General features: G+C 65.1%; 16 protein-coding genes and 2 tRNA genes. 15 read left to right on the top strand and 3 right to left on the bottom strand.

The window, feature by feature from the left end; genetic code table 11:
* The first annotated feature begins 15 nt into the window (after positions 1–15).
* From EJI01_RS26710 to EJI01_RS26780, 15 genes are all read left to right on the top strand, one after another.
* Positions 16–91, top strand: a tRNA-Trp gene (locus EJI01_RS26710).
* A gap of 144 nt (positions 92–235) precedes the next feature.
* Positions 236–619, top strand: coding sequence for a preprotein translocase subunit SecE (gene secE / locus EJI01_RS26715; protein ID WP_126840146.1), 384 nt, complete (start codon positions 236–238; stop codon positions 617–619).
* Positions 619–1,215 (top strand): transcription termination/antitermination protein NusG, encoded by a 597-nt coding sequence (nusG, locus tag EJI01_RS26720; RefSeq protein WP_093111291.1) that lies wholly within the window; start codon positions 619–621, stop codon positions 1,213–1,215. The genes secE and nusG overlap by 1 nt, the downstream gene beginning before the upstream one ends.
* Positions 1,216–1,355: 140 nt before the next feature.
* A complete protein-coding gene (gene rplK, locus EJI01_RS26725) occupies positions 1,356–1,787 on the top strand; it encodes a 50S ribosomal protein L11 (protein WP_028252759.1) in 432 nt (143 codons plus the stop codon).
* Positions 1,788–2,489 (top strand): 50S ribosomal protein L1, encoded by a 702-nt coding sequence (rplA, locus tag EJI01_RS26730; protein WP_126840147.1) that lies wholly within the window; start codon positions 1,788–1,790, stop codon positions 2,487–2,489.
* Positions 2,490–2,727: 238 nt separating this feature from the next.
* Positions 2,728–3,261, top strand: a complete 534-nt coding sequence (rplJ, locus tag EJI01_RS26735; RefSeq protein ID WP_126840148.1) for a 50S ribosomal protein L10 — start codon at positions 2,728–2,730, stop codon at positions 3,259–3,261.
* Between the two features lie 38 nt (positions 3,262–3,299).
* Positions 3,300–3,677 (top strand): 50S ribosomal protein L7/L12, encoded by a 378-nt coding sequence (gene rplL, locus EJI01_RS26740; RefSeq protein ID WP_093111297.1) that lies wholly within the window; start codon positions 3,300–3,302, stop codon positions 3,675–3,677.
* Positions 3,678–4,012: 335 nt separating this feature from the next.
* Positions 4,013–8,137, top strand: a complete 4,125-nt coding sequence (gene rpoB / locus EJI01_RS26745) for a DNA-directed RNA polymerase subunit beta (RefSeq protein ID WP_126840149.1) — start codon at positions 4,013–4,015, stop codon at positions 8,135–8,137.
* Between the two features lie 75 nt (positions 8,138–8,212).
* Positions 8,213–12,445 carry a DNA-directed RNA polymerase subunit beta' gene (gene rpoC, locus EJI01_RS26750; RefSeq protein ID WP_126840150.1) on the top strand — a complete coding sequence of 1,411 codons (4,233 nt, stop codon included), beginning with the start codon at positions 8,213–8,215 and terminating at the stop codon, positions 12,443–12,445.
* 81 nt (positions 12,446–12,526) lie between these two features.
* The gene (locus EJI01_RS26755) at positions 12,527–13,114 is read left to right on the top strand and encodes a LemA family protein (protein WP_260602701.1); all 588 of its coding nucleotides are present in this window, start codon (positions 12,527–12,529) and stop codon (positions 13,112–13,114) included.
* A 30-nt stretch (positions 13,115–13,144) separates the two neighbouring features.
* A complete protein-coding gene (gene rsmB, locus EJI01_RS26760; RefSeq protein WP_126840152.1) occupies positions 13,145–14,503 on the top strand; it encodes a 16S rRNA (cytosine(967)-C(5))-methyltransferase RsmB in 1,359 nt (452 codons plus the stop codon).
* A 58-nt stretch (positions 14,504–14,561) separates the two neighbouring features.
* Complete coding sequence (locus EJI01_RS26765; protein ID WP_260602702.1) at positions 14,562–15,107, top strand: DUF4390 domain-containing protein; 546 nt, start codon at positions 14,562–14,564, stop codon at positions 15,105–15,107.
* 59 nt (positions 15,108–15,166) lie between these two features.
* The gene (locus tag EJI01_RS26770; RefSeq protein WP_126840162.1) at positions 15,167–17,434 is read left to right on the top strand and encodes a sensor histidine kinase; all 2,268 of its coding nucleotides are present in this window, start codon (positions 15,167–15,169) and stop codon (positions 17,432–17,434) included.
* Positions 17,435–17,503: 69 nt separating this feature from the next.
* The gene (locus EJI01_RS26775) at positions 17,504–18,202 is read left to right on the top strand and encodes a response regulator (protein WP_126840154.1); all 699 of its coding nucleotides are present in this window, start codon (positions 17,504–17,506) and stop codon (positions 18,200–18,202) included.
* An 18-nt stretch (positions 18,203–18,220) separates the two neighbouring features.
* Positions 18,221–18,296: transfer RNA gene (locus EJI01_RS26780), tRNA-Phe, on the top strand.
* Positions 18,297–18,593: 297 nt separating this feature from the next.
* On the opposite strand, the gene EJI01_RS26785 is transcribed toward EJI01_RS26780, so the two are convergent.
* The 3 genes from EJI01_RS26785 to EJI01_RS26800 form a co-directional block, all read right to left on the bottom strand.
* Positions 18,594–18,785, bottom strand: a complete 192-nt coding sequence (locus EJI01_RS26785; RefSeq protein ID WP_126840155.1) for a DUF3606 domain-containing protein — start codon at positions 18,783–18,785, stop codon at positions 18,594–18,596.
* A gap of 168 nt (positions 18,786–18,953) precedes the next feature.
* Positions 18,954–19,376 (bottom strand): helix-turn-helix domain-containing protein, encoded by a 423-nt coding sequence (locus tag EJI01_RS26790; RefSeq protein WP_221885725.1) that lies wholly within the window; start codon positions 19,374–19,376, stop codon positions 18,954–18,956.
* Between the two features lie 520 nt (positions 19,377–19,896).
* Positions 19,897–20,076 (bottom strand): DUF3606 domain-containing protein, encoded by a 180-nt coding sequence (locus EJI01_RS26800; protein WP_126840158.1) that lies wholly within the window; start codon positions 20,074–20,076, stop codon positions 19,897–19,899.
* Positions 20,077–20,095 lie beyond the last annotated feature (19 nt).

Raw genomic sequence — 20,095 nt, forward strand, 5'->3', positions numbered from 1 at the left:
GTATAAGGATTGCATAGGGGTATAGCTCAATTGGCAGAGCGTCGGTCTCCAAAACCGAAGGTTGTAGGTTCGATTCCTACTGCCCCTGCCACCTGAGGGTGGTGCTCTCGAAAAAACAAGCCCGTCATAGCCTGACGGGAAGGCAGAAAAAGCCCGTCATAGCCTGACGGGCTTCGGTGTCTCAAGAAGGCGCGTTGGAATTGAAGGCCGGAAGGCCGCAGGAAATTAGCCCAAGATGGCCACTTCTCAAATCGAAACCGTGAGTACCGGCGCAGACAAGGCCAAGCTGGCCGTGGCTGTCGTGCTCGCGGTGGGCGCCATCGTGGCGTTCTACCTGCTCTCGCGCCAAGGCGCGATCGTGCAGTGGGTCGCCTTGCTGGTGGGCCTTGCCGCCGCTGTCGGTGCGTTCGCGAGCTCGGAGAACGGTCGTCAGCTGTGGGCTTTCGGCCGCGATTCGTGGCGCGAGGTCAAGAAGGTCGTGTGGCCTTCGCGCAAGGAAACGATCCAGATGACGGCCTACGTGTTCGGCTTCGTCGCGATCATGTCCCTCTTCCTTTGGCTCACCGACAAGACGCTCGAATGGGTGTTCTTCGACCTCATTCTGGGCTGGAGAAAATAATGACTGACGACGCTGTCGAAACCACGCCGGAAAGCACTTCCCTGCTGGCGCCTCCCGCCAACCCCGATCTGCGCTGGTACGTGGTGCACGCGTACTCGGGCATGGAAAAGGCCGTGGAGCGCAACATCCTCGAGCGCATCAACCGCGCCGGCATGCAGAGCAAGTTCGGCCGCATCCTGGTGCCCACCGAAGAAGTGGTCGAGATCAAGAACGGCCAGAAGCGCACCACCGAGCGCCGCTTCTTCCCGGGCTATGTGTTGGTCGAGATGATCATGGACGACGAAAGCTGGCACCTGGTGAAGCACACCAACAAGGTCACCGGTTTCGTCGGCGGCGCGAAGAACCGGCCGGCCCCGATCTCGCAGAAAGAGGTCGAGGACATCGTCAGCCAGATGCAGCAGGGCACCGAGAAGCCGCGCCACAAGGTCGAGTTCGTCGTGGGTGAATTCGTGCGCGTCAAGGAAGGCCCGTTCACCGACTTCAACGGCACGGTCGAGGAAGTCAACTACGAGAAGAGCAAGGTGCGCGTGTCGGTCATGATCTTCGGCCGCGCGACGCCTGTGGAGCTCGAATTCAGCCAGGTGGAAAAGACGTAAACAAGGCCGGGTGCCCTGGCCTTGGATTTTTTCGGTTTGCGCTCCTTCGACTCGGCGTGGACCTTAGTAAGAGAGAGTCGTCAACCCCGGGGAGCTGCGGCTGAACAAGCCAAGGCGTCATCACCCGCAAGGAGAAAAGCATGGCGAAAAAAATCGTCGGCTTCATCAAGCTGCAAGTGCCAGCTGGTAAAGCCAATCCGTCGCCGCCGATCGGCCCAGCACTGGGTCAACGCGGTTTGAACATCATGGAATTCTGCAAGGCGTTCAACGCGCAGACCCAAGGCGTCGAGCCGGGCCTGCCGCTGCCGGTGGTCATCACCGCGTTCGCCGACAAGAGCTTCACCTTCATCATCAAGACGCCGCCGGCGATCACCTTGATCAAGAAGGCGATCAAGCTCGAGAAGGGTTCCGCCCGTCCGCACACCGACAAGGTCGGCAAGATCACGCGCGCCCAGCTCGAAGAGATCGCCAAGACCAAGATGAAGGACCTGACGGCGGCCGATTTGGACGCCGCGGTTCGCACCATCGCCGGCTCTGCCCGCTCGATGGGCGTGAATGTGGAGGGCGTGTAAATGGCCAAGATCACCAAGAAGCAAAAGGCGCTGGCAGGCAAGGTCGACAGCAACAAGCTGTACCCGCTCGTCGACGCGATCGGCATCGTCAAGGAAGCCGCCACCGCGAAGTTCGATGAGTCGATCGACGTGGCCGTGCAGCTCGGCATCGATGCCAAGAAGTCGGACCAGGTGGTGCGCGGCGCCGTCGTGATGCCCAACGGCACCGGCAAGACCAAGCGCGTGGCCGTGTTCGCCCAGGGCGCCAAGGCCGAAGAAGCCAAGGCCGCCGGCGCCGACATCGTCGGCATGGACGACCTAGCTGCGATGGTGAAGGCCGGCGACATGCCCTTCGACGTCGTGATCGCCGCGCCGGACGCGATGCGCGTGGTCGGTACGCTGGGTCAGATCCTCGGTCCTCGCGGCCTGATGCCGAACCCGAAGGTCGGCACCGTGACGCCCGACGTCGCGACCGCCGTCAAGAACGCCAAGGCCGGCCAGGTGCAATTCCGCGTCGACAAGGCCGGCATCGTGCACGGCACGATCGGCCGTCGTTCGTTCGACACCGACAAGCTGCAGGGCAACCTGGCGGCGCTGATCGAGGCGCTGGTCAAGGCCAAGCCGGCCACCAGCAAGGGTGTGTACCTGCGCAAGGTGGCCGTGTCGTCGACGATGGGTGTGGGTGTCCGCGTGGACACGCAAACCATCGCCGCACAGGCCTGAGTTTGTGAAGGATTTGCCCCATCGCCGGTCAAACGGCGACGGGGCGATGTGGTGGGTCGGGGCTGCGTTCAAGCGCTTTCCCGGGCCATCCAAGACCGCTGGTGTGCGGGGCAACCTGCACTTAATCGCCAGCGCAGATGGCGATCCCGCTGCGAGGAATTCGTTTCCGAAACAGTTGGTCGCTGCATGAAGCGCGTCTCGAGGCTCCGGCCGAGGGACGCATTAAAAGGAGTAGACCTTGAGTCTGAATCGCAGTGAGAAAGAAGCGGTCATCAGTGATGTGACCAGCCTCGCCGCAAAAGCTCAAACGCTCGTGATGGCGGAGTACCGTGGCATCACGGTCGCCGACATGACCAAACTGCGCAACGATGCGCGCAGCAAGGCTGTGACCCTGAGTGTTCTCAAGAACACGCTGGCACGCCGCGCTGTCGCAGGTAGCTCGTTTGAGATCGTGTCCGACCAGATGACCGGTCCGCTGATCTATGGCTTCTCCGAAGACGCCGTGGCTGCCGCGAAGGTGGTGGCCGATTTCGCGAAAACCAACGACAAGCTGGTAATTCGCGGCGGTGCTTTCGGTGGCAAGGCCCTGGACGTCGAGGGCGTGAAGCAACTGGCCAACATCCCTTCCAAGGAAGTCCTGTTGTCGCAGTTGCTGGGCTTGATGCAATCCCCGATCTCGCGCACGGCCCGTGTTCTGGCCGCGCTCGCCGAGAAGCGTGGTGGTGGCGAAGCACAGGCGGAAGCTCCCGCCGCAGAAGAAGCCGCTGCGTAAGCGCGCGACTTTTCACCCAACTTATTTAGGAATCAAAAATGGCATTCGATAAAGACGCATTTCTGACCGCTCTCGACAGCATGACGGTCCTGGAACTCAACGACCTGGTGAAAGCCATCGAAGAGAAGTTCGGCGTGAGCGCCGCAGCAATGGCCGCTCCCGCCGGCGCAGGCGGTGGCGCTGCTGCAGCCGTCGTCGAAGAGAAGACCGAGTTCAACGTCGTTCTGCTCGACGCAGGCGCGAACAAGGTGTCGGCGATCAAGGCCGTGCGCGAAATCACCGGCCTGGGCCTCAAGGAAGCCAAGGACCTGGTGGAAGCCGCTCCCAAGGCCGTCAAGGAAGGCCTGCCGAAGGCAGACGCCGAAGCCGCCAAGAAGAAGCTGGAAGACGCCGGCGCCAAGGTGGAACTGAAGTAATTCGGTTCTCCCGCAGGGCTGGAGTGTGCCGAAAGGCCCTCCAGCCTTTGCCGCTTTCAGAGCGCACCCAAAAGCCGGCTTGGCGCCGGCTTTCCCGGAGACCCTCAGGTCGATGGAAAAGCCAAACGAAGGCTTTCCCGGAGACCATCAGGTCGATGGAAAAGCAAAAGCCAAGACGTTTTTGAGTGTCTTCTGACCCCGACTGCAGAAGACCCCTTGGTTCGGGTGATGTGCAATGCATCGCCGTCCGCCAGGGCTGGTAGTGGCCAGCCACCAAGGAGCGTGTGCTCAAGCACCCGACCAAGTCGCTGAAGATCTCAAGCTCCGGAGCTCTCATGGCCCAAACGTCCACGTACAGTTACACAGAACGCAAGCGCATCCGAAAGAATTTCGGTAACCGCGACAGCGTCGTCGAAATCCCCTACCTGCTGCAGATGCAGAAAGACGCGTACACCGCGTTTCTGCAAGCCGGCATCGCGCCCCAGAAACGTACCGTCGAAGGTCTTCAGGCTGCGTTCGACGCTGCCTTCCCCATCGTCTCGCACAACGGTTTCGTCGAGATGAAGTTCCTCGAATACAACCTTGCGAAGCCGGCTTTCGACGTGCGCGAGTGCCAGACCCGCGGGCTGACTTTCGCCTCGGCCGTGCGCGCCAAGGTGCAACTGATCATCTATGACCGCGAGTCCTCGACCTCGCAGTCGAAGGTGGTCAAGGAAGTGAAGGAGCAAGAGGTCTACATGGGCGAAGTGCCGCTCATGACCGACAAGGGCTCCTTCATCATCAACGGCACCGAGCGCGTCATCGTGTCGCAGCTGCACCGTTCGCCCGGCGTGTTCTTCGAGCACGACAAGGGCAAGACCCACAGCTCCGGCAAGCTCCTGTTCTCGGCCCGCGTGATTCCCTACCGCGGCTCGTGGCTGGACTTCGAGTTCGACCCGAAGGACATGCTGTATTTCCGCGTGGACCGCCGCCGCAAGATGCCGGTCACGATCCTGCTGAAGGCCATCGGCCTGAACCCGGAATCGATCCTCGCGAACTTCTTCGTGAACGACAACTTCCGCCTGATGGACAGCGGCGCGCAGATGGAGTTCGTCTCCGAGCGCCTGCGCGGTGAAGTCGCGCGTTTCGACATCACCGACAAGTCCGGCAAGGTCGTGGTCGCCAAGGACAAGCGCGTCACCGCGCGCCACACGCGCGAACTCGAGCAGACGGGTACGACGCACATCAGCGTGCCGGAAGACTTCCTGGTCGGCCGCGTGATCGCGCGCAACATCGTCGATGCCGATTCCGGCGAGATCCTGGCCAAGGCCAACGACGAGCTGACCGAAGCGCTCTTGAAGAAGCTGCGCGCCGCCGGCGTGCAGGATGTGCAGGCCATCTACACCAACGAACTCGACCAGGGCGCGTACATCTCGCAGACCCTGCGCATCGACGAGACGGTGGACGAGTTCGCCGCCCGCGTTGCGATCTACCGCATGATGCGCCCCGGCGAGCCGCCGACGGAAGACGCGGTGCAGGCCCTGTTCCAGCGCCTGTTCTACAACCCCGACACCTACGACCTGTCGCGCGTCGGCCGCATGAAGTTCAACGCCAAGGTCGGCCGCGACGAGTCGACCGGCCCGATGGTGCTGACCAACGAGGACATCCTGGCCGTGGTCAAGATCCTGGTCGACCTGCGCAACGGCCGCGGCGAAGTGGACGACATCGACCACCTCGGCAACCGCCGCGTGCGCTGCGTCGGCGAACTGGCCGAGAACCAGTACCGCACCGGTCTCGCCCGCATCGAGAAGGCCGTGAAGGAGCGTCTGGGACAGGCCGAGCAAGAGCCGCTGATGCCGCACGACCTGATCAACAGCAAGCCGATCTCGGCCGCGCTGAAGGAGTTCTTCGGCGCTTCGCAGCTGTCGCAGTTCATGGACCAGACCAACCCGCTGTCCGAGATCACGCACAAGCGCCGCGTCTCGGCTCTCGGCCCGGGCGGCCTGACGCGCGAACGCGCCGGCTTCGAAGTGCGCGACGTGCACGTCACGCACTACGGCCGCGTGTGCCCGATCGAAACGCCTGAAGGTCCGAACATCGGCCTGATCAACTCGCTGGCGCTCTATGCGCGCCTGAACGAGTACGGCTTCATCGAGACGCCGTACCGCCGCGTGGTCGACAGCAAGGTCACGATGGACATCGACTACCTGTCGGCCATCGAAGAAGGCAAGTACGTGATCGCGCAGGCCAATGCCGCGCTCGACAAGGACGGCAAGCTGACCGGCGACCTGGTGTCGGCGCGCGAAACCGGCGAATCGATCCTGGTCAGCGCCGAGCGCGTCCAATACATGGACGTGTCGCCGGCGCAGATCGTGTCGGTGGCGGCTTCGCTGGTTCCGTTCCTGGAGCATGACGACGCGAACCGCGCGCTGATGGGCGCCAACATGCAGCGCCAGGCCGTTCCGGTGCTGCGCCCCGAAAAGGCCTTCGTCGGTACCGGCATCGAGCGCGTTTCCGCGGTCGACTCCGGCACCGTGGTCACGGCCACCCGCGGCGGCATCGTCGACTATGTAGACGCCACCCGCATCGTGGTGCGCGTGAACGATGCCGAAGCGGCGGCCGGCGAGGTCGGTGTCGACATCTACAACCTGATCAAGTATCAGCGTTCGAACCAGAACACCAATATCCACCAGCGCCCGATCGTCAAGCGCGGCGACAAGATCGCCAAGGGCGACGTCGTGGCCGACGGCGCGTCGACCGACCTCGGCGAACTGGCCCTCGGCCAGAACATGCTGGTCGCGTTCATGCCCTGGAACGGCTACAACTTCGAAGACTCGATCCTTATCAGCGAACGCGTCGTGGCCGAAGACCGCTATACCTCGATCCACATCGAGGAACTGGTGGTGATGGCTCGCGACACCAAGCTGGGCGCCGAAGAAATCACGCGCGACATCCCGAACCTGGCCGAGCAGCAGCTCAACCGCCTGGACGAGTCCGGAATCATCTACGTCGGCGCCGAAGTGCAGCCCGGCGACACGCTGGTCGGCAAGGTCACGCCCAAGGGCGAAACCACGCTCACGCCTGAAGAGAAGCTGCTGCGCGCGATCTTCGGCGAGAAGGCTTCCGACGTGAAGGACACTTCGCTGCGCGTCGACCAGGGCTCGCAAGGCACCGTGATCGACGTGCAGGTGTTCACCCGCGAAGGCATCACGCGCGACAAGCGCGCCCAGCAGATCATCGACGACGAGCTCAAGCGCTTCCGCCTCGACCTGAACGACCAGCTTCGCATCGTCGAAGCCGACGCCTTCGACCGGATCGAGAAGCTGCTGATCGGCAAGGCCGCCAACGGCGGGCCGAACAAGCTGGCCAAGGGCACGAAGCTCGACAAGGCGTACCTCTCGTCGATCGAGAAGTTCCACTGGTTCGACATCCGTCCGGCGGACGACGACGTGGCGTCGCAGCTCGAGTCGATCAAGAACTCGCTCGAGCAGACGCGCCACAGCTTCGACCTCGCGTTCGAAGAAAAGCGCAAGAAGCTCACGCAGGGCGACGAGCTGCCCGCGGGCGTGCTCAAGATGGTCAAGGTCTACCTGGCCGTCAAGCGCCGTCTGCAGCCCGGCGACAAGATGGCCGGCCGCCACGGCAACAAGGGTGTGGTGTCGAAGATCGTTCCGGTCGAAGACATGCCCCACATGGCCGACGGCACGCCGTGCGACATCTGCCTGAACCCGCTGGGCGTGCCTTCGCGGATGAACGTGGGCCAGGTGCTCGAAGTGCATCTGGGCTGGGCCGGCAAGGGCATCGGACAGCGCATCGGCGACATGCTGCAGGCCGAGGCCAAGGTGGCCGAGCTGCGCAAGTTCATGGACCAGCTCTACAACGGCTCGGGCCGCAAGGAAGACCTCAGCAAGCTGAGCGATGCCGACGTGCTCGAGATGGCCGGAAACCTGTCGACCGGCGTGCCCTTCGCGACCCCGGTGTTCGACGGCGCTTCGGAAGAAGAGATCCGCGGCATGCTCAAGCTGGCTTATCCGGAAGAGATCGCCAAGGCCAAGGGCCTGACCGACACCCGCACGCAGGCCTACCTGTTCGACGGCCGCACCGGCGACCAGTTCGAGCGTCCGGTCACGGTCGGCTACATGCACGTGCTCAAGCTGCACCACCTGGTGGACGACAAGATGCACGCCCGCTCGACCGGCCCATACAGCCTGGTCACCCAGCAGCCGCTGGGCGGCAAGGCGCAGTTCGGCGGCCAGCGTTTCGGCGAAATGGAAGTGTGGGCGCTCGAAGCCTACGGCGCCGCCTACGTGCTGCAGGAAATGCTGACGGTGAAGTCCGACGACGTGCAAGGCCGTACCAAGGTGTACGAAAGCATCGTCAAGGGCGAACACTCGATCGAAGCCGGCATGCCGGAATCGTTCAATGTGCTGGTCAAGGAAATTCGTTCCTTGGGCCTGGACATTGAACTGGAGCGGTCTTGAGGCCTTGCGGGACAGACCAAGAATTGCAGAGCAATTTTTGCTCTGTCCTCAACTGATTAAAAAGGAAAGAGTCACATGAAATCGCTACTCGACCTGTTCAAGCAATTCACGCCGGACGAGCATTTCGATGCCATCCGCATCGGCATGGCTTCGCCCGAGAAGATCCGTTCGTGGTCCTTCGGCGAAGTCAAGAAGCCTGAGACCATCAACTACCGGACCTTCAAGCCCGAGCGCGACGGTCTCTTCTGCGCCAAGATCTTCGGCCCCATCAAGGACTACGAGTGCCTCTGCGGCAAGTACAAGCGCCTGAAGCACCGCGGCGTGATCTGCGAGAAGTGCGGCGTCGAAGTCACGCAGACCAAGGTGCGCCGCGAGCGCATGGGTCACATCGACCTGGCCGCGCCCTGCGCGCACATCTGGTTCCTGAAGTCGCTGCCCTCGCGCCTGGGCCTCGTGCTCGACATGACGCTGCGCGACATCGAGCGCGTGCTGTACTTTGAAGCCTACGTGATCACCGACCCCGGCATGACCCCGCTGAAGAAGTTCGGCATCATGTCCGAGGACGACTACGACGCGAAGCGCAAGGAATACGGCGACGAGTTCATCGCCAAGATGGGCGCCGAAGGCATCAAGGACCTGCTGATGGGCATCGAGCTCGACAGCGAGATCGAGAAGCTGCGTGGCGACCTGACCGGCTCCGAAGTCAAGGTCAAGAAGAACTCTAAGCGCCTCAAGGTGCTGGAAGCCTTCCGCAAGTCGGGCATCAAGCCCGAATGGATGGTGCTCGACGTGCTGCCCGTGCTGCCGCCGGACCTGCGTCCGCTGGTGCCGCTGGACGGCGGCCGCTTCGCGACCTCCGACCTGAACGACCTGTACCGCCGCGTCATCAACCGCAATTCCCGCCTGCGCCGCCTGCTCGAGCTGAAGGCGCCGGAAATCATCGCGCGCAACGAGAAGCGGATGCTCCAGGAAGCGGTCGACTCGCTGCTGGACAACGGCCGCCGCGGCAAGGCCATGACGGGCGCCAACAAGCGCGCGCTCAAGTCGCTGGCCGACATGATCAAGGGCAAGAGCGGCCGCTTCCGCCAGAACCTGCTGGGCAAGCGCGTCGACTACTCGGGCCGTTCGGTCATCGTGGTCGGCCCGACGCTCAAGCTGCATCAGTGCGGCCTGCCGAAGCTGATGGCGCTGGAGCTGTTCAAGCCCTTCATCTTCTCGCGCCTCGAAGCCATGGGCATCGCCACCACTATCAAGGCGGCGAAGAAGGAAGTCGAATCCGGCACGCCGGTGGTGTGGGACATCCTGGAAGAGGTGATCAAGGAACACCCGGTGATGCTGAACCGCGCACCGACCCTGCACCGCCTCGGCATCCAGGCCTTCGAGCCGATCCTGATCGAAGGCAAGGCGATCCAACTGCACCCGCTGGTTTGCGCGGCCTTCAACGCCGACTTCGACGGCGACCAGATGGCCGTCCACGTGCCGCTGTCGGTGGAAGCGCAGATGGAGGCCCGCACGCTGATGCTGGCCTCCAACAACGTGCTGTTCCCGGCCAGCGGCGAGCCCTCCATCGTGCCGTCGCAGGACGTCGTGCTGGGCCTCTACTACACGACCCGCGAGCGCATCAACGGCAAGGGCGAAGGCCTGGTGTTCGCCGACATCGGTGAAGTGCAGCGCGCGCTCGACGCCAACGTGGTCGAGCTCACCGCCCGTGTCAGCGTGCGCATCACCGAGTACACGAAGGACAAGGAATCGGGCGAGTTCACGCCCAGGACCGAGCTCGTCGATACGACCGTGGGCCGCGCGCTGTTGTCCGAGATCCTGCCCAAGGGCCTGCCGTTCTCGAACATCAACAAGGCGCTGAAGAAGAAGGAAATCTCCAAGCTCATCAACGTCTCGTTCCGCAAGTGCGGCCTGAAGGAGACCGTGGTCTTCGCCGACAAGCTGCTGCAGAACGGCTTCCGCCTGGCGACCAAGGCCGGCATCTCGATCGCCATCGACGACATGCTGGTGCCGGCCGAGAAGCACGGCATCATCGAGCGCTCCGCCAAGGAAGTGAAGGAGATCGAGCAGCAGTACGTCTCGGGCCTGGTCACCTCCGGCGAACGCTACAACAAGGTGGTGGACATCTGGGGCAAGGCCGGCGACGAAGTGTCGAAGGTCATGATGGCCAAGCTCTCGAAGGAGAAGGTCACCGACCGCCACGGCAAGGAAGTGGAGCAGGAATCCTTCAACTCCATCTACATGATGGCCGACTCGGGTGCGCGCGGTTCCGCCGCGCAGATCCGCCAGGTCGCCGGCATGCGGGGCCTGATGGCCAAGCCCGACGGCTCGATCATCGAGACGCCGATCACCGCGAACTTCCGCGAAGGCCTGAACGTGCTGGAGTACTTCATCTCCACCCACGGCGCCCGAAAAGGTCTGGCCGATACCGCGCTGAAGACTGCGAACTCCGGCTACCTGACGCGCCGCCTGGTCGACGTGACCCAGGACCTGGTCGTGATCGAGCAGGATTGCGGCACGCACGAAGGCGCAGCGATGCGCGCGATCGTCGAGGGCGGCGAGGTCATCGAGTCGCTGCGCGAGCGCATCCTCGGCCGTACCGCGGCCGAAGACGTCCTGCATCCCGAGACGCGTGCCGTGCTGGCCCAGGCCGGCGACATGCTGGACGAGGACGTGATCGAAGTGCTCGAAGCCGAAGGCGTCGACGAAGTCAAGGTGCGCACGGCACTCACCTGCGCAACGCGCTTCGGCATCTGCGCCAAGTGCTACGGCCGCGACCTCGGCCGCGGCGGCTTGGTCAACAACGGCGAGGCGGTCGGCGTGATCGCGGCCCAGTCGATCGGCGAACCCGGCACGCAGCTGACGATGCGCACCTTCCACATCGGTGGTGCGGCTTCGCGCGCGGCGGTGGCTTCGAGCGTCGAGGCGAAGTCCAACGGCGTGATCGGCTTCAACGCCACGATGCGCTACGTGACCAACAGCAAGAACGAGCTGGTCGTGATCGCGCGCTCGGGCGAGATCGTCATCCATGACGAGCACGGCCGCGAGCGCGAGCGCCACAAGGTGCCGTACGGCGCCACGCTGGCGGTCAAGGCCGACCAGCAGGTCAAGGCCGGCCAGGTGCTGGCCAACTGGGATCCGCTGACGCGCCCGATCATCACGGAGTTCGCCGGCAAGACCAAGTTCGAAAACGTCGAGGAAGGCCTCACGGTTGCGAAGCAGGTCGACGAGGTCACGGGCCTGTCGACGCTGGTGGTGATCGATCCGAAGCGCCGCGGCGCGGCCAAGGTCGTGCGTCCGCAGGTGAAGCTGGTCGACGCCACGGGCAACGAGGTCAAGATCCCCGGCACCGACCACTCGGTGACGATCGGCTTCCCGATCGGTGCGCTGGTCCAGGTGCGCGACGGCCAGGACGTGGGCCCCGGCGAGGTGCTGGCGCGCATTCCGGTCGAAGGCCAGAAGACCCGCGACATCACCGGCGGTTTGCCGCGCGTGGCCGAGCTGTTCGAGGCGCGTTCGCCGAAGGACAAGGGCATGCTGGCCGAGATGACCGGTACCGTGTCATTCGGCAAGGAGACCAAGGGCAAGATCCGCCTGCAGATCACCGACCCCGAAGGCAAGGTCTGGGAAGACCTGGTGCCGAAGGAGAAGAACATCCTGGTGCACGAAGGCCAGGTGGTGAACAAGGGCGAAAGCGTGGTCGACGGCCCGGCGGATCCGCAGGACATTCTGCGCCTGCTGGGTTCCGAAGAACTCGCGCGCTACATCGTGGACGAAGTGCAGGACGTGTACCGCTTGCAGGGCGTGAAGATCAACGACAAGCACATCGAGGTGATCGTTCGCCAGATGCTGCGCCGCGTCGTGGTCGAGAACCCGGGCGACACCAACTACATCGCCGGCGAACAGGTCGAACGCAGCGAAATGCTCAACACCAACGACGCCCTGCGCGCCGCTGACAAGCTGCCCGCGACGTTCACCAACCTGCTGCTCGGTATCACGAAGGCATCGCTGTCGACCGACAGCTTCATCAGCGCCGCATCGTTCCAGGAAACGACGCGCGTGCTGACCGAAGCCGCGATCATGGGCAAGCGCGACGAGCTGCGCGGCCTGAAGGAAAACGTCATCGTCGGCCGCCTGATTCCCGCGGGCACCGGCATGGCGTACCACCAGGCACGCAAGGTGAAGGACGCGATGGACGAGGCCGAGCGCCGCGCGATCGCCGAGGCGGAAGCCGCCGACCTGGCTGCCAGCCCTTCGACCGACGATGCGACCACGGCCGACGCCAGCGAAGGCGCCGCGACCGAATAAATAACTGGTTAGCATCACCGGCATGACCGGTACCCATCGCCCCCCTTCCGCCCGCGGATGGGGGGCTTTTTCATGAGCGACATGCCCGATTCCCTGCCGTATTGGATCCTCGGCGCGGTGGCGCTGTTCTGGTTCGTCGGTGCCTACAACCGCATCGTGCGACTGCGCTCGGCAGCGCTGCAGGCCTATGCGGCGCTCGACGGGGCGTTGGTGCGGCAGCTCGATTTCGTGCAGGCGCGCGTGGCCGATGCGCCGCCTGCGCAGGCGGTGAGCGAAGGCGCCCCGGCCGACGCCTCGCTGCAGGCGGCGGCCAGCCAACTGGTGACCCTGCTTGCCTCGACGCGCCTGAAGCCGCTCGATCCGGCCGGCATCGCTGCGCTGGCCACGGCCTTGCATGTCATGCTCGGTGCCTGGCAGCGGCTGCATCCGGATGCAGTGGTCAGCTTCGATGCCGACGGCACCCTGTCGCGACCGGCGCCGCTCGCGGCCCGGGAGGACGCGGCCGCCGGCTCGGCACCGATCGCATGGCCCGAGCCCTCGGCGGCGGCCGAGATCGCGCGTACTCAGTTCAACTTGGCCGTGGCGCAGTACAACGCGGCCATCGCCCAGTTTCCGGCGCTGCTGGTGGCGTGGATCATGCAGTTGCGACCGGCTGCGCCCTTGCGCTGATCCCGCGTCTTTTTTCTCATCGACACCAACTTGGCAGACCTTCCAGACTCCCTCCGCGCTCCGTCGCCCGTTTCGCCGCCGCTGTGGCGCCAGTTGCAGCTGACCGCGGTTGCGCTCGCCTCGATCCGCAGCGGCGTTTCGGGCTCGGTGGCCTTCGAGGCTGTCGATCCGGCCTTGAGGCCGGGCGTCCAGGCGCTGGGCTTCCAGGTGCTGCGCTGGCTCGGCCGGGCCGAGGCCCTGCGGCGCCAGCTGGCCAAGCGCACGCCACCGCCGGCGGCCGATGCCTTGCTCTGCACCGCGCTCGCCCTGGCCTGGGATGCCGCGCTGTCGCCCTACGAGCCATTCACGCTGGTCGACCAGGCCGTCGAGGCCGCCAAGCGCAATCCCGGCACGCGGGCCCAGGCCAGCTTCATCAATGCCTGTCTGCGCCGTTTCCTGCGCGAACGCGAAGAGCTGGTGGCGGCCACCGAGCGCGAGCCGGTCGCGCAATGGAACCATCCGCGCTGGTGGATCGAGCGCCTCAAGCGCGACCATCCGCGCGACTGGCAGCGCGTGCTGGCGGCCGACAACACCCAGGGGCCGATGACGCTGCGCGTCAACACGCGCAAGACCGACGTGGCCGCCTACCGGCGCGCGCTGGAAGCGGTGGACCTGCAGGCCTTTCCCGTGGCGGCCAGCGGCCTGCAGCTGCTTGCCGCCCGGCCGGTCCAGGCGCTGCCCGGATTTGCCGAGGGCGAATGCTCGGTGCAGGATGCGGCGGCCCAGTTGGCCGCGCCGCTTCTGCTCGAAGGACTGCAAGGCGCCGCAACGCTGCGGGTGCTCGATGCCTGTGCGGCGCCGGGCGGCAAGACGGCCCACCTCCTCGAGGTAGCGGGACCGGATGCGATCGAGCTCACGGCACTCGAAATCGATGCCGTACGCAGCCGGCGCATCGACGAAACGCTGGGCAGGCTCGGCGTGGCTGCCAAGGTCCTCATCGCCGATGCCGCGCGGCCGAAAGAGTGGTGGGACGGCCAACTCTTCGACGCCATCCTGCTCGACGCACCCTGCACGGCCTCGGGCATCGTGCGGCGCCATCCCGACGTGCGCTGGCTGCGACGCGAGAGCGACACCGGGCAACTGGCGCTGCAGCAGGCGATGTTGCTGGCTGCCCTGTGGCCCCTGGTCCGGGCCGGCGGACGTTTGTTGTACTGCACCTGTTCGGTCTTCCGCGAAGAGGGCGCGCACCAGATCGATGCGTTCCTTGCACACAACACCGACGCCCGTTTGCTGCCCTCGCCGGGGCATTTGCTGCCGCAAAGCGGGGGGATTGCCCGTGGCGTCCCGGACAATGCCTTGGGTGATCACGACGGATTCTTCTACGCCTTGCTCGAGAAAGAGCCGCGCTGAACGGCGCGGCCCGGCCTGGCTCGCCGCGCTGGGACTGCTCGCTCTCCTTCTTGCGTGGATGCCGGCCCTGGCGCAGCCGCGCGGTGCCACGGTAAGCCAGCTCCGCCTCGAGCAGGCCGACGACGGTGTCTACCTCAGCGCCCAGGTGCAGTTCGAGCTGCCCGCGCTGGTCGAGGAGGTGCTCGACAAGGGGATCGCGATCTATTTCGTGGCCGAGGCCGAGATCTACCGGGAGCGCTGGTACTGGACCGATCTCAAGGTGGCGCAAGCCACGCGCCACATGCGGCTCGCCTACCAGCCGCTGACGCGCCGCTGGCGGCTCAACGTTTCCCCGGTGCCGATCACCAACGCCGGCTTCGGCGTTTCGCTGAATCAGAACTTCGACACGCTGGAGGATGCGCTCGAGAGCGTGAGGCGCGTGGGCCGGCTGCGGCTGGGCGACATCGCCGAGATCGGTGACGATCACGTGCATCCAGTGACCTTCCGCTTCCGGCTCGACACCTCGCAGCTGCCGCGGCCCTTCCAGATCGGCGTGGTCGGCCAGGCCGACTGGAACATTGCAGCCGAGCGCAGCGCACGCCTGCCGCTGGAGAAGGCCAAGTGAGTACCGATCCACGCGGCGGCGCAGCCGGGGCGCCGCCACCGCGCCGCCGTTCCCGCGCCATGCGCTGGGCGATCGGGGTCGGCGCATTCATGGTCACGGCCATCGGCCTGGTGCTCATGTTCCTGCTCGCGCAGTCCACCAACAACCGCGCGTTCTACGAGGAGAACTACGCCCGCCTGTTCGGCATCAACGTGGTGGTTGCGGTGGTGCTGCTGCTGGTGCTCGGATGGGTCGCGTTCCGATTGCTGCGGCGCCTGCGGCAGGGCAAGTTCGGCAGCCGCCTGCTGATCAAGCTGGCCGCCATCTTCGCGCTCGTGGGCGTGGTGCCCGGCGCGCTGGTGTACCTCGTCTCCTACCAGTTCGTTGCGCGCTCCATCGAGAGCTGGTTCGACGTCAAGGTCGAAGGCGCGCTCGATGCCGGCCTGAACCTCGGCCGCGCCACGCTGGATTCGCTCTCGGACGACCTGGTGAGCAAGGTGCGCAGCGCGAGCACCCAGCTCGCCGAGGTGCCCGATGCGAGCGCCGGCCTGGTGCTCGAACGCATTCGCGACCAGCTCGGCGCCACCGACGTGGTGCTCTGGACCGGCAGCGGCCAGCTGGTGGCCGGCGCGGGTGCGTCTCGCTTCCAGCTCAATCCCGAGCGGCCCACGCCGCAGCAGTTCCGCCAAGTGCGCGCCGACCGCGCGATCGCGCACATCGAAGGCCTCGACGAGACGCCCGCACCCGGCGCCGCGCCGCCGCCGCCCGCCAGCGTGCGAGCGCTCGCGCTGGTGCAAAGGCCGGGCTTCGAATTCAACACCGAGCCGCGCTTCCTGCAGGTCACGCAGCCGCTGCCGCCGGCAGTGGTGGCCAATGCGCTGGCCGTGCAGGAGGCCAATCGCGAATACCAGGAAAGAGCGCTCGCGCGCGAAGGGCTGCGCCGCATGTACATCGGCACGCTCACGCTCACGCTGTTCCTCGCCGTTTTCGGCGCGGTGCTGCTCGCGGTGCTGTTCGGGAACCAGCTCGCGCGTCCGCTCCTGGTGCTGGCCGAGGGCGTGCGCCAGGTGGCCGGCGGCGATCTGCGCCCCACCGCGGTGCTGCAGGGCAAGGACGAGCTGGGCGGCCTCACGCGCTCCTTCGCCGTCATGACCCAGCAACTGGCCGATGCGCGCGGTGCGGTCGAAAAGACAATGGGAGAGCTCGATGCGGCACGCGCCAATCTGCAGACCATCCTCGACAACCTGACCTCGGGCGTGATCGTGCTCGACCCGCAAGGGATGATCCTGTCGACCAACCCGGGCGCCACGCGCGTGCTGCGCGCGCCGCTCGCGGCCTACGAAGGCCAGCTCCTGGCCGACGTGCCAGGGCTGGCCGAGTTCGGGCAGAGCGTGCAGCAGCAGTTCGACGAGTTCCAGGTCGAGCGCCTGCAGCACGGCCTCGACCACTGGCAGCATGCCTTCGAGCTGCACGCGAGCGGCGAAGGCATGTCGCAGGACGCCATCAACATCGTCGCGCGCGGCGCCGAGCTGCCCGGCGATGCGAGGCTGCTGGTGTTCGACGACATCTCCGAGATCGTGTCGGCCCAGCGTGCCCAGGCCTGGGGCGAAGTGGCGCGGCGCCTGGCGCACGAGATCAAGAACCCGCTGACGCCGATCCAGCTCTCGGCCGAGCGCCTCGAAATGAAGCTCAGCGGCAAGGTCGCGCCGCCCGAGGAAGCCATCCTGGTCAAGTCGGTCAAGACCATCGTCGACCAGGTGGATGCGATGAAGCGGCTGGTCAACGAATTCCGCGACTATGCCCGCCTGCCCGCGGCCGACTTGAAGCCGGTGGACCTCAATGCGCTGGTGACGGACGTGCTTCAACTGTATGCCGGCGAGAACGCGGCCATCGCGCTGCGCTGCGAACTGGACGAGCGCTGCCCGCCGATCCGCGGCGATGCGCAGCAGATCCGGCAGGTCATACACAACCTGTTGCAAAACGCGCAGGACGCGGCCGAGGCTGCCGCCAGCGGCACCGGGCGCGCCGGCGAGGTCGTCATCCGCACCCGGCTCGGCGACTCGGGCCAGCGCGTGCGGCTCACGGTGCAGGACAACGGGCCGGGCTTCGCCGAAAACATCCTCAAGCGGGCCTTCGAACCCTATGTCACGACCAAGACCAAGGGCACCGGGCTGGGCCTTGCGGTCGTCAAGAAGATCGCCGACGAGCACGGCGCCCGCATCGAACTTTCGAATCGCATCGTCGATGGGGCTGGGGCTGGCGCACAAGTCTCGTTATCATTCGCGCTGGCAGGCGAGGCGCAGGGAGCGCTCGCACACACCGAAGATTCGAGGCCGCCTTCCGCCTGAGCATTCGTGCAGTGCGCGGCGGGCCGGCAAGCGAGCCCTCTTCCATATAGGCGCACAACACAAGCATTCATGGCAAACATCCTCGTGGTCGACGACGAGCTGGGCATTCGGGACCTGCTCTTCGAAATTCTCAATGACGAGGGCCACAACGTGGAACTCGCCGAGAACGCGGCCGAAGCACGCGCAGCACGGCAGCGCGCGCGCCCGGACCTCGTGCTGCTCGATATCTGGATGCCCGACACCGACGGCGTCACATTGCTCAAGGAATGGTCCACCGCCGGCCTGCTGAGCATGCCGGTCGTCATGATGAGCGGCCACGCCACCATCGATACCGCGGTCGACGCCACGCGCATCGGCGCCTTCGCCTTCCTCGAGAAGCCCATCACCCTGCAGAAGCTGCTGAAGGCGGTCGAGCAGGGACTCGCGCGCGAGAGCGCACGCCGCGCCGCGGCGAGCGTGGTGCCGGCCGCCGCCAACAACCTCTCTGCGGTGGTCACCACGATCGGCGAGAACGCGCTGGTCCCGTCGGCGCCGCAGACGGCTGCGGTCGACACCGGCCCGCAGGCCACGCAAAGCTTCGACCTCGACCGCCCGCTGCGCGACGCGCGCGACGGATTCGAAAAGGCGTACTTCGAGTTCCATCTAGCGATGGAGAACGGCTCGATGACGCGCGTGGCAGAGAAGACAGGCCTCGAACGCACGCACCTCTATCGCAAGCTGAAGCAACTTGGCGTCGACCTGTCGAGGGGCCGCCGAGGCACTGTATAATCGCGGGCTGCACACCATGGCCCGGTAGCTCAGTTGGTAGAGCAGCGGATTGAAAATCCGCGTGTCGGTGGTTCGATTCCGCCCCAGGCCACCAGACTTCGAAGCCCCAGCGCCCGATTCGGGTTCTGGGGCTTTCTATTTTCGGCGGCTCTTTCTGCAGAAATGGCAACGCCTGTTGAATGTGCGAGATCGCCCATCTCGGTGGCACCCTCGCCCTGATGTCGCGGAACTGAAACTCACCTTTGCCACTTCACGTGCTCCCTGGGGTAAGCCGATCTCTCTGCTTGTTTCGCGGAGCCGGCCGCCGACTTGAGATTCCAACAAGGGTGTTCGGCGTGCAGGGGTGGCCATTGCGCAGCTAGACGCATCCCCCGGCGAACGCGGGGTTCTGCTAGGAGTGCCCTGAGCGCTTGGCCGCGAAGTACTGCCTGACCGCGTCTGCTGAATTGCCTACGGTATTCACCGCCTCGCGCAGCTGCTCCTCGCTACAGCCCAAACTCGTCATCCAATCGTGCACCTCATCGGTTTGTTCCAGCGAGATGAATCTTCGATCGCTACCAGTCTCGGCTTTGTCGTCGGGCATGGCCATCCCCTTGGCTTTTGAGGCCGCGAGGATCGCGCGGCAATCTGCCCCAGTGTGTAGGAAGCCGCCTCCTGTGGGGCGCGACAAAGGTGACGGCGCTCTTGGCGCGACCGACTCTGACGAGTTCGGATGAACGCCGGCGGTTCGAGCGCGCAGGCGCCTCGCGCGTCAGTTGTAGTCCGATCGACGGTCGGCGAAAGCTGCCGAGGATTCGACCTTCACTATCGTCAGCGTTGCTACCACTTCCTCGCGCACAAGCTCGCGCAAGGCTTCGCCGACGACCTCGCGCATGCGCTGGCCAACAACCTCATGCATCACGTCGCGCACGACCTCTTCCGCGATCTTGCGTACCAATGCGGTCGCCTGAGGGCTGAGTGCGGGGCGCGTGCGCTCGGGAACCCGGTAGCCCTCGGCACGCACGCGTTCGGCCAGGGCCACGAGCGGTCCATACGTGCTGCTGCGGATCCGCCGCGTGCCATTCGTTGCGAGCTTGGAAATGGCTGCCTGACTTACTCCCACCTCGATCGCGATCTCCGCCTGAGACAGGCCGGCAGCACTGAGCTCCGCAACCAGAGCCTTTGGAGTCATCAATGCTTCCACCATTCAGCGCCACACCCGACGCCGCTGATCGACCCTGAGATTGAACCGACGCGGCTGACCAGGACGTCCCAGGCGCTTGCCGTCCATGTGCCACGACGAGCTTTGGGTTGCGCCTTTTCTTCGTTTTCTCGCATCGTGTGCGGCAGGACCCCCGTCGCGCTCTCGTATCCACCTGGCGTCAAGCGCGCCTGGCATCGCTGCATCTCGCGTGCGAGCCGAGCCATATGAACGGAGGCGCCCGGCTCGCGGCGGCGGAGCGCTTCCAAGCCCTTTAGATAGTCGTCCGTGACCCGCTCCCACTCGGCAAAAGTCAGTCCCAGGGCAGATGTTTCGTTTCGCATGATGTCGCTTCTCACCGTATCGGTCACAGGATCGGCGTTTTTCTAGACGCTCAACTATATGTGAATTTGTCACATTTAGCGACATTCGGCGGTGCAGCGACCCTCTGGCTATACCTGACCCCCGGGTTCGGCGGCAAGTAAATACATCCCGCGTGGCGGGATGGGCGGCCTCACTTCTTCCCGAGGTGCACGCGAACGGTCTCGGCCTCGTCGCCCACCGCAGCCACCGCCATGCGCAGCTGCTCCTCCGTCACGTCGAGCGAATTGCACCAGTCCCTGACTTCATAGTCCTCGCTCAGGTTGATGCGCGTGCGGTCCTGGCCGCCTACCTTCGTCTTGTCGTCTGCCATTTCTGATCTCCAGGGTTTC

It is taken from the genome of Variovorax sp. MHTC-1 (assembly GCF_003984645.1).
Taxonomy (GTDB): domain Bacteria; phylum Pseudomonadota; class Gammaproteobacteria; order Burkholderiales; family Burkholderiaceae_C; genus Variovorax.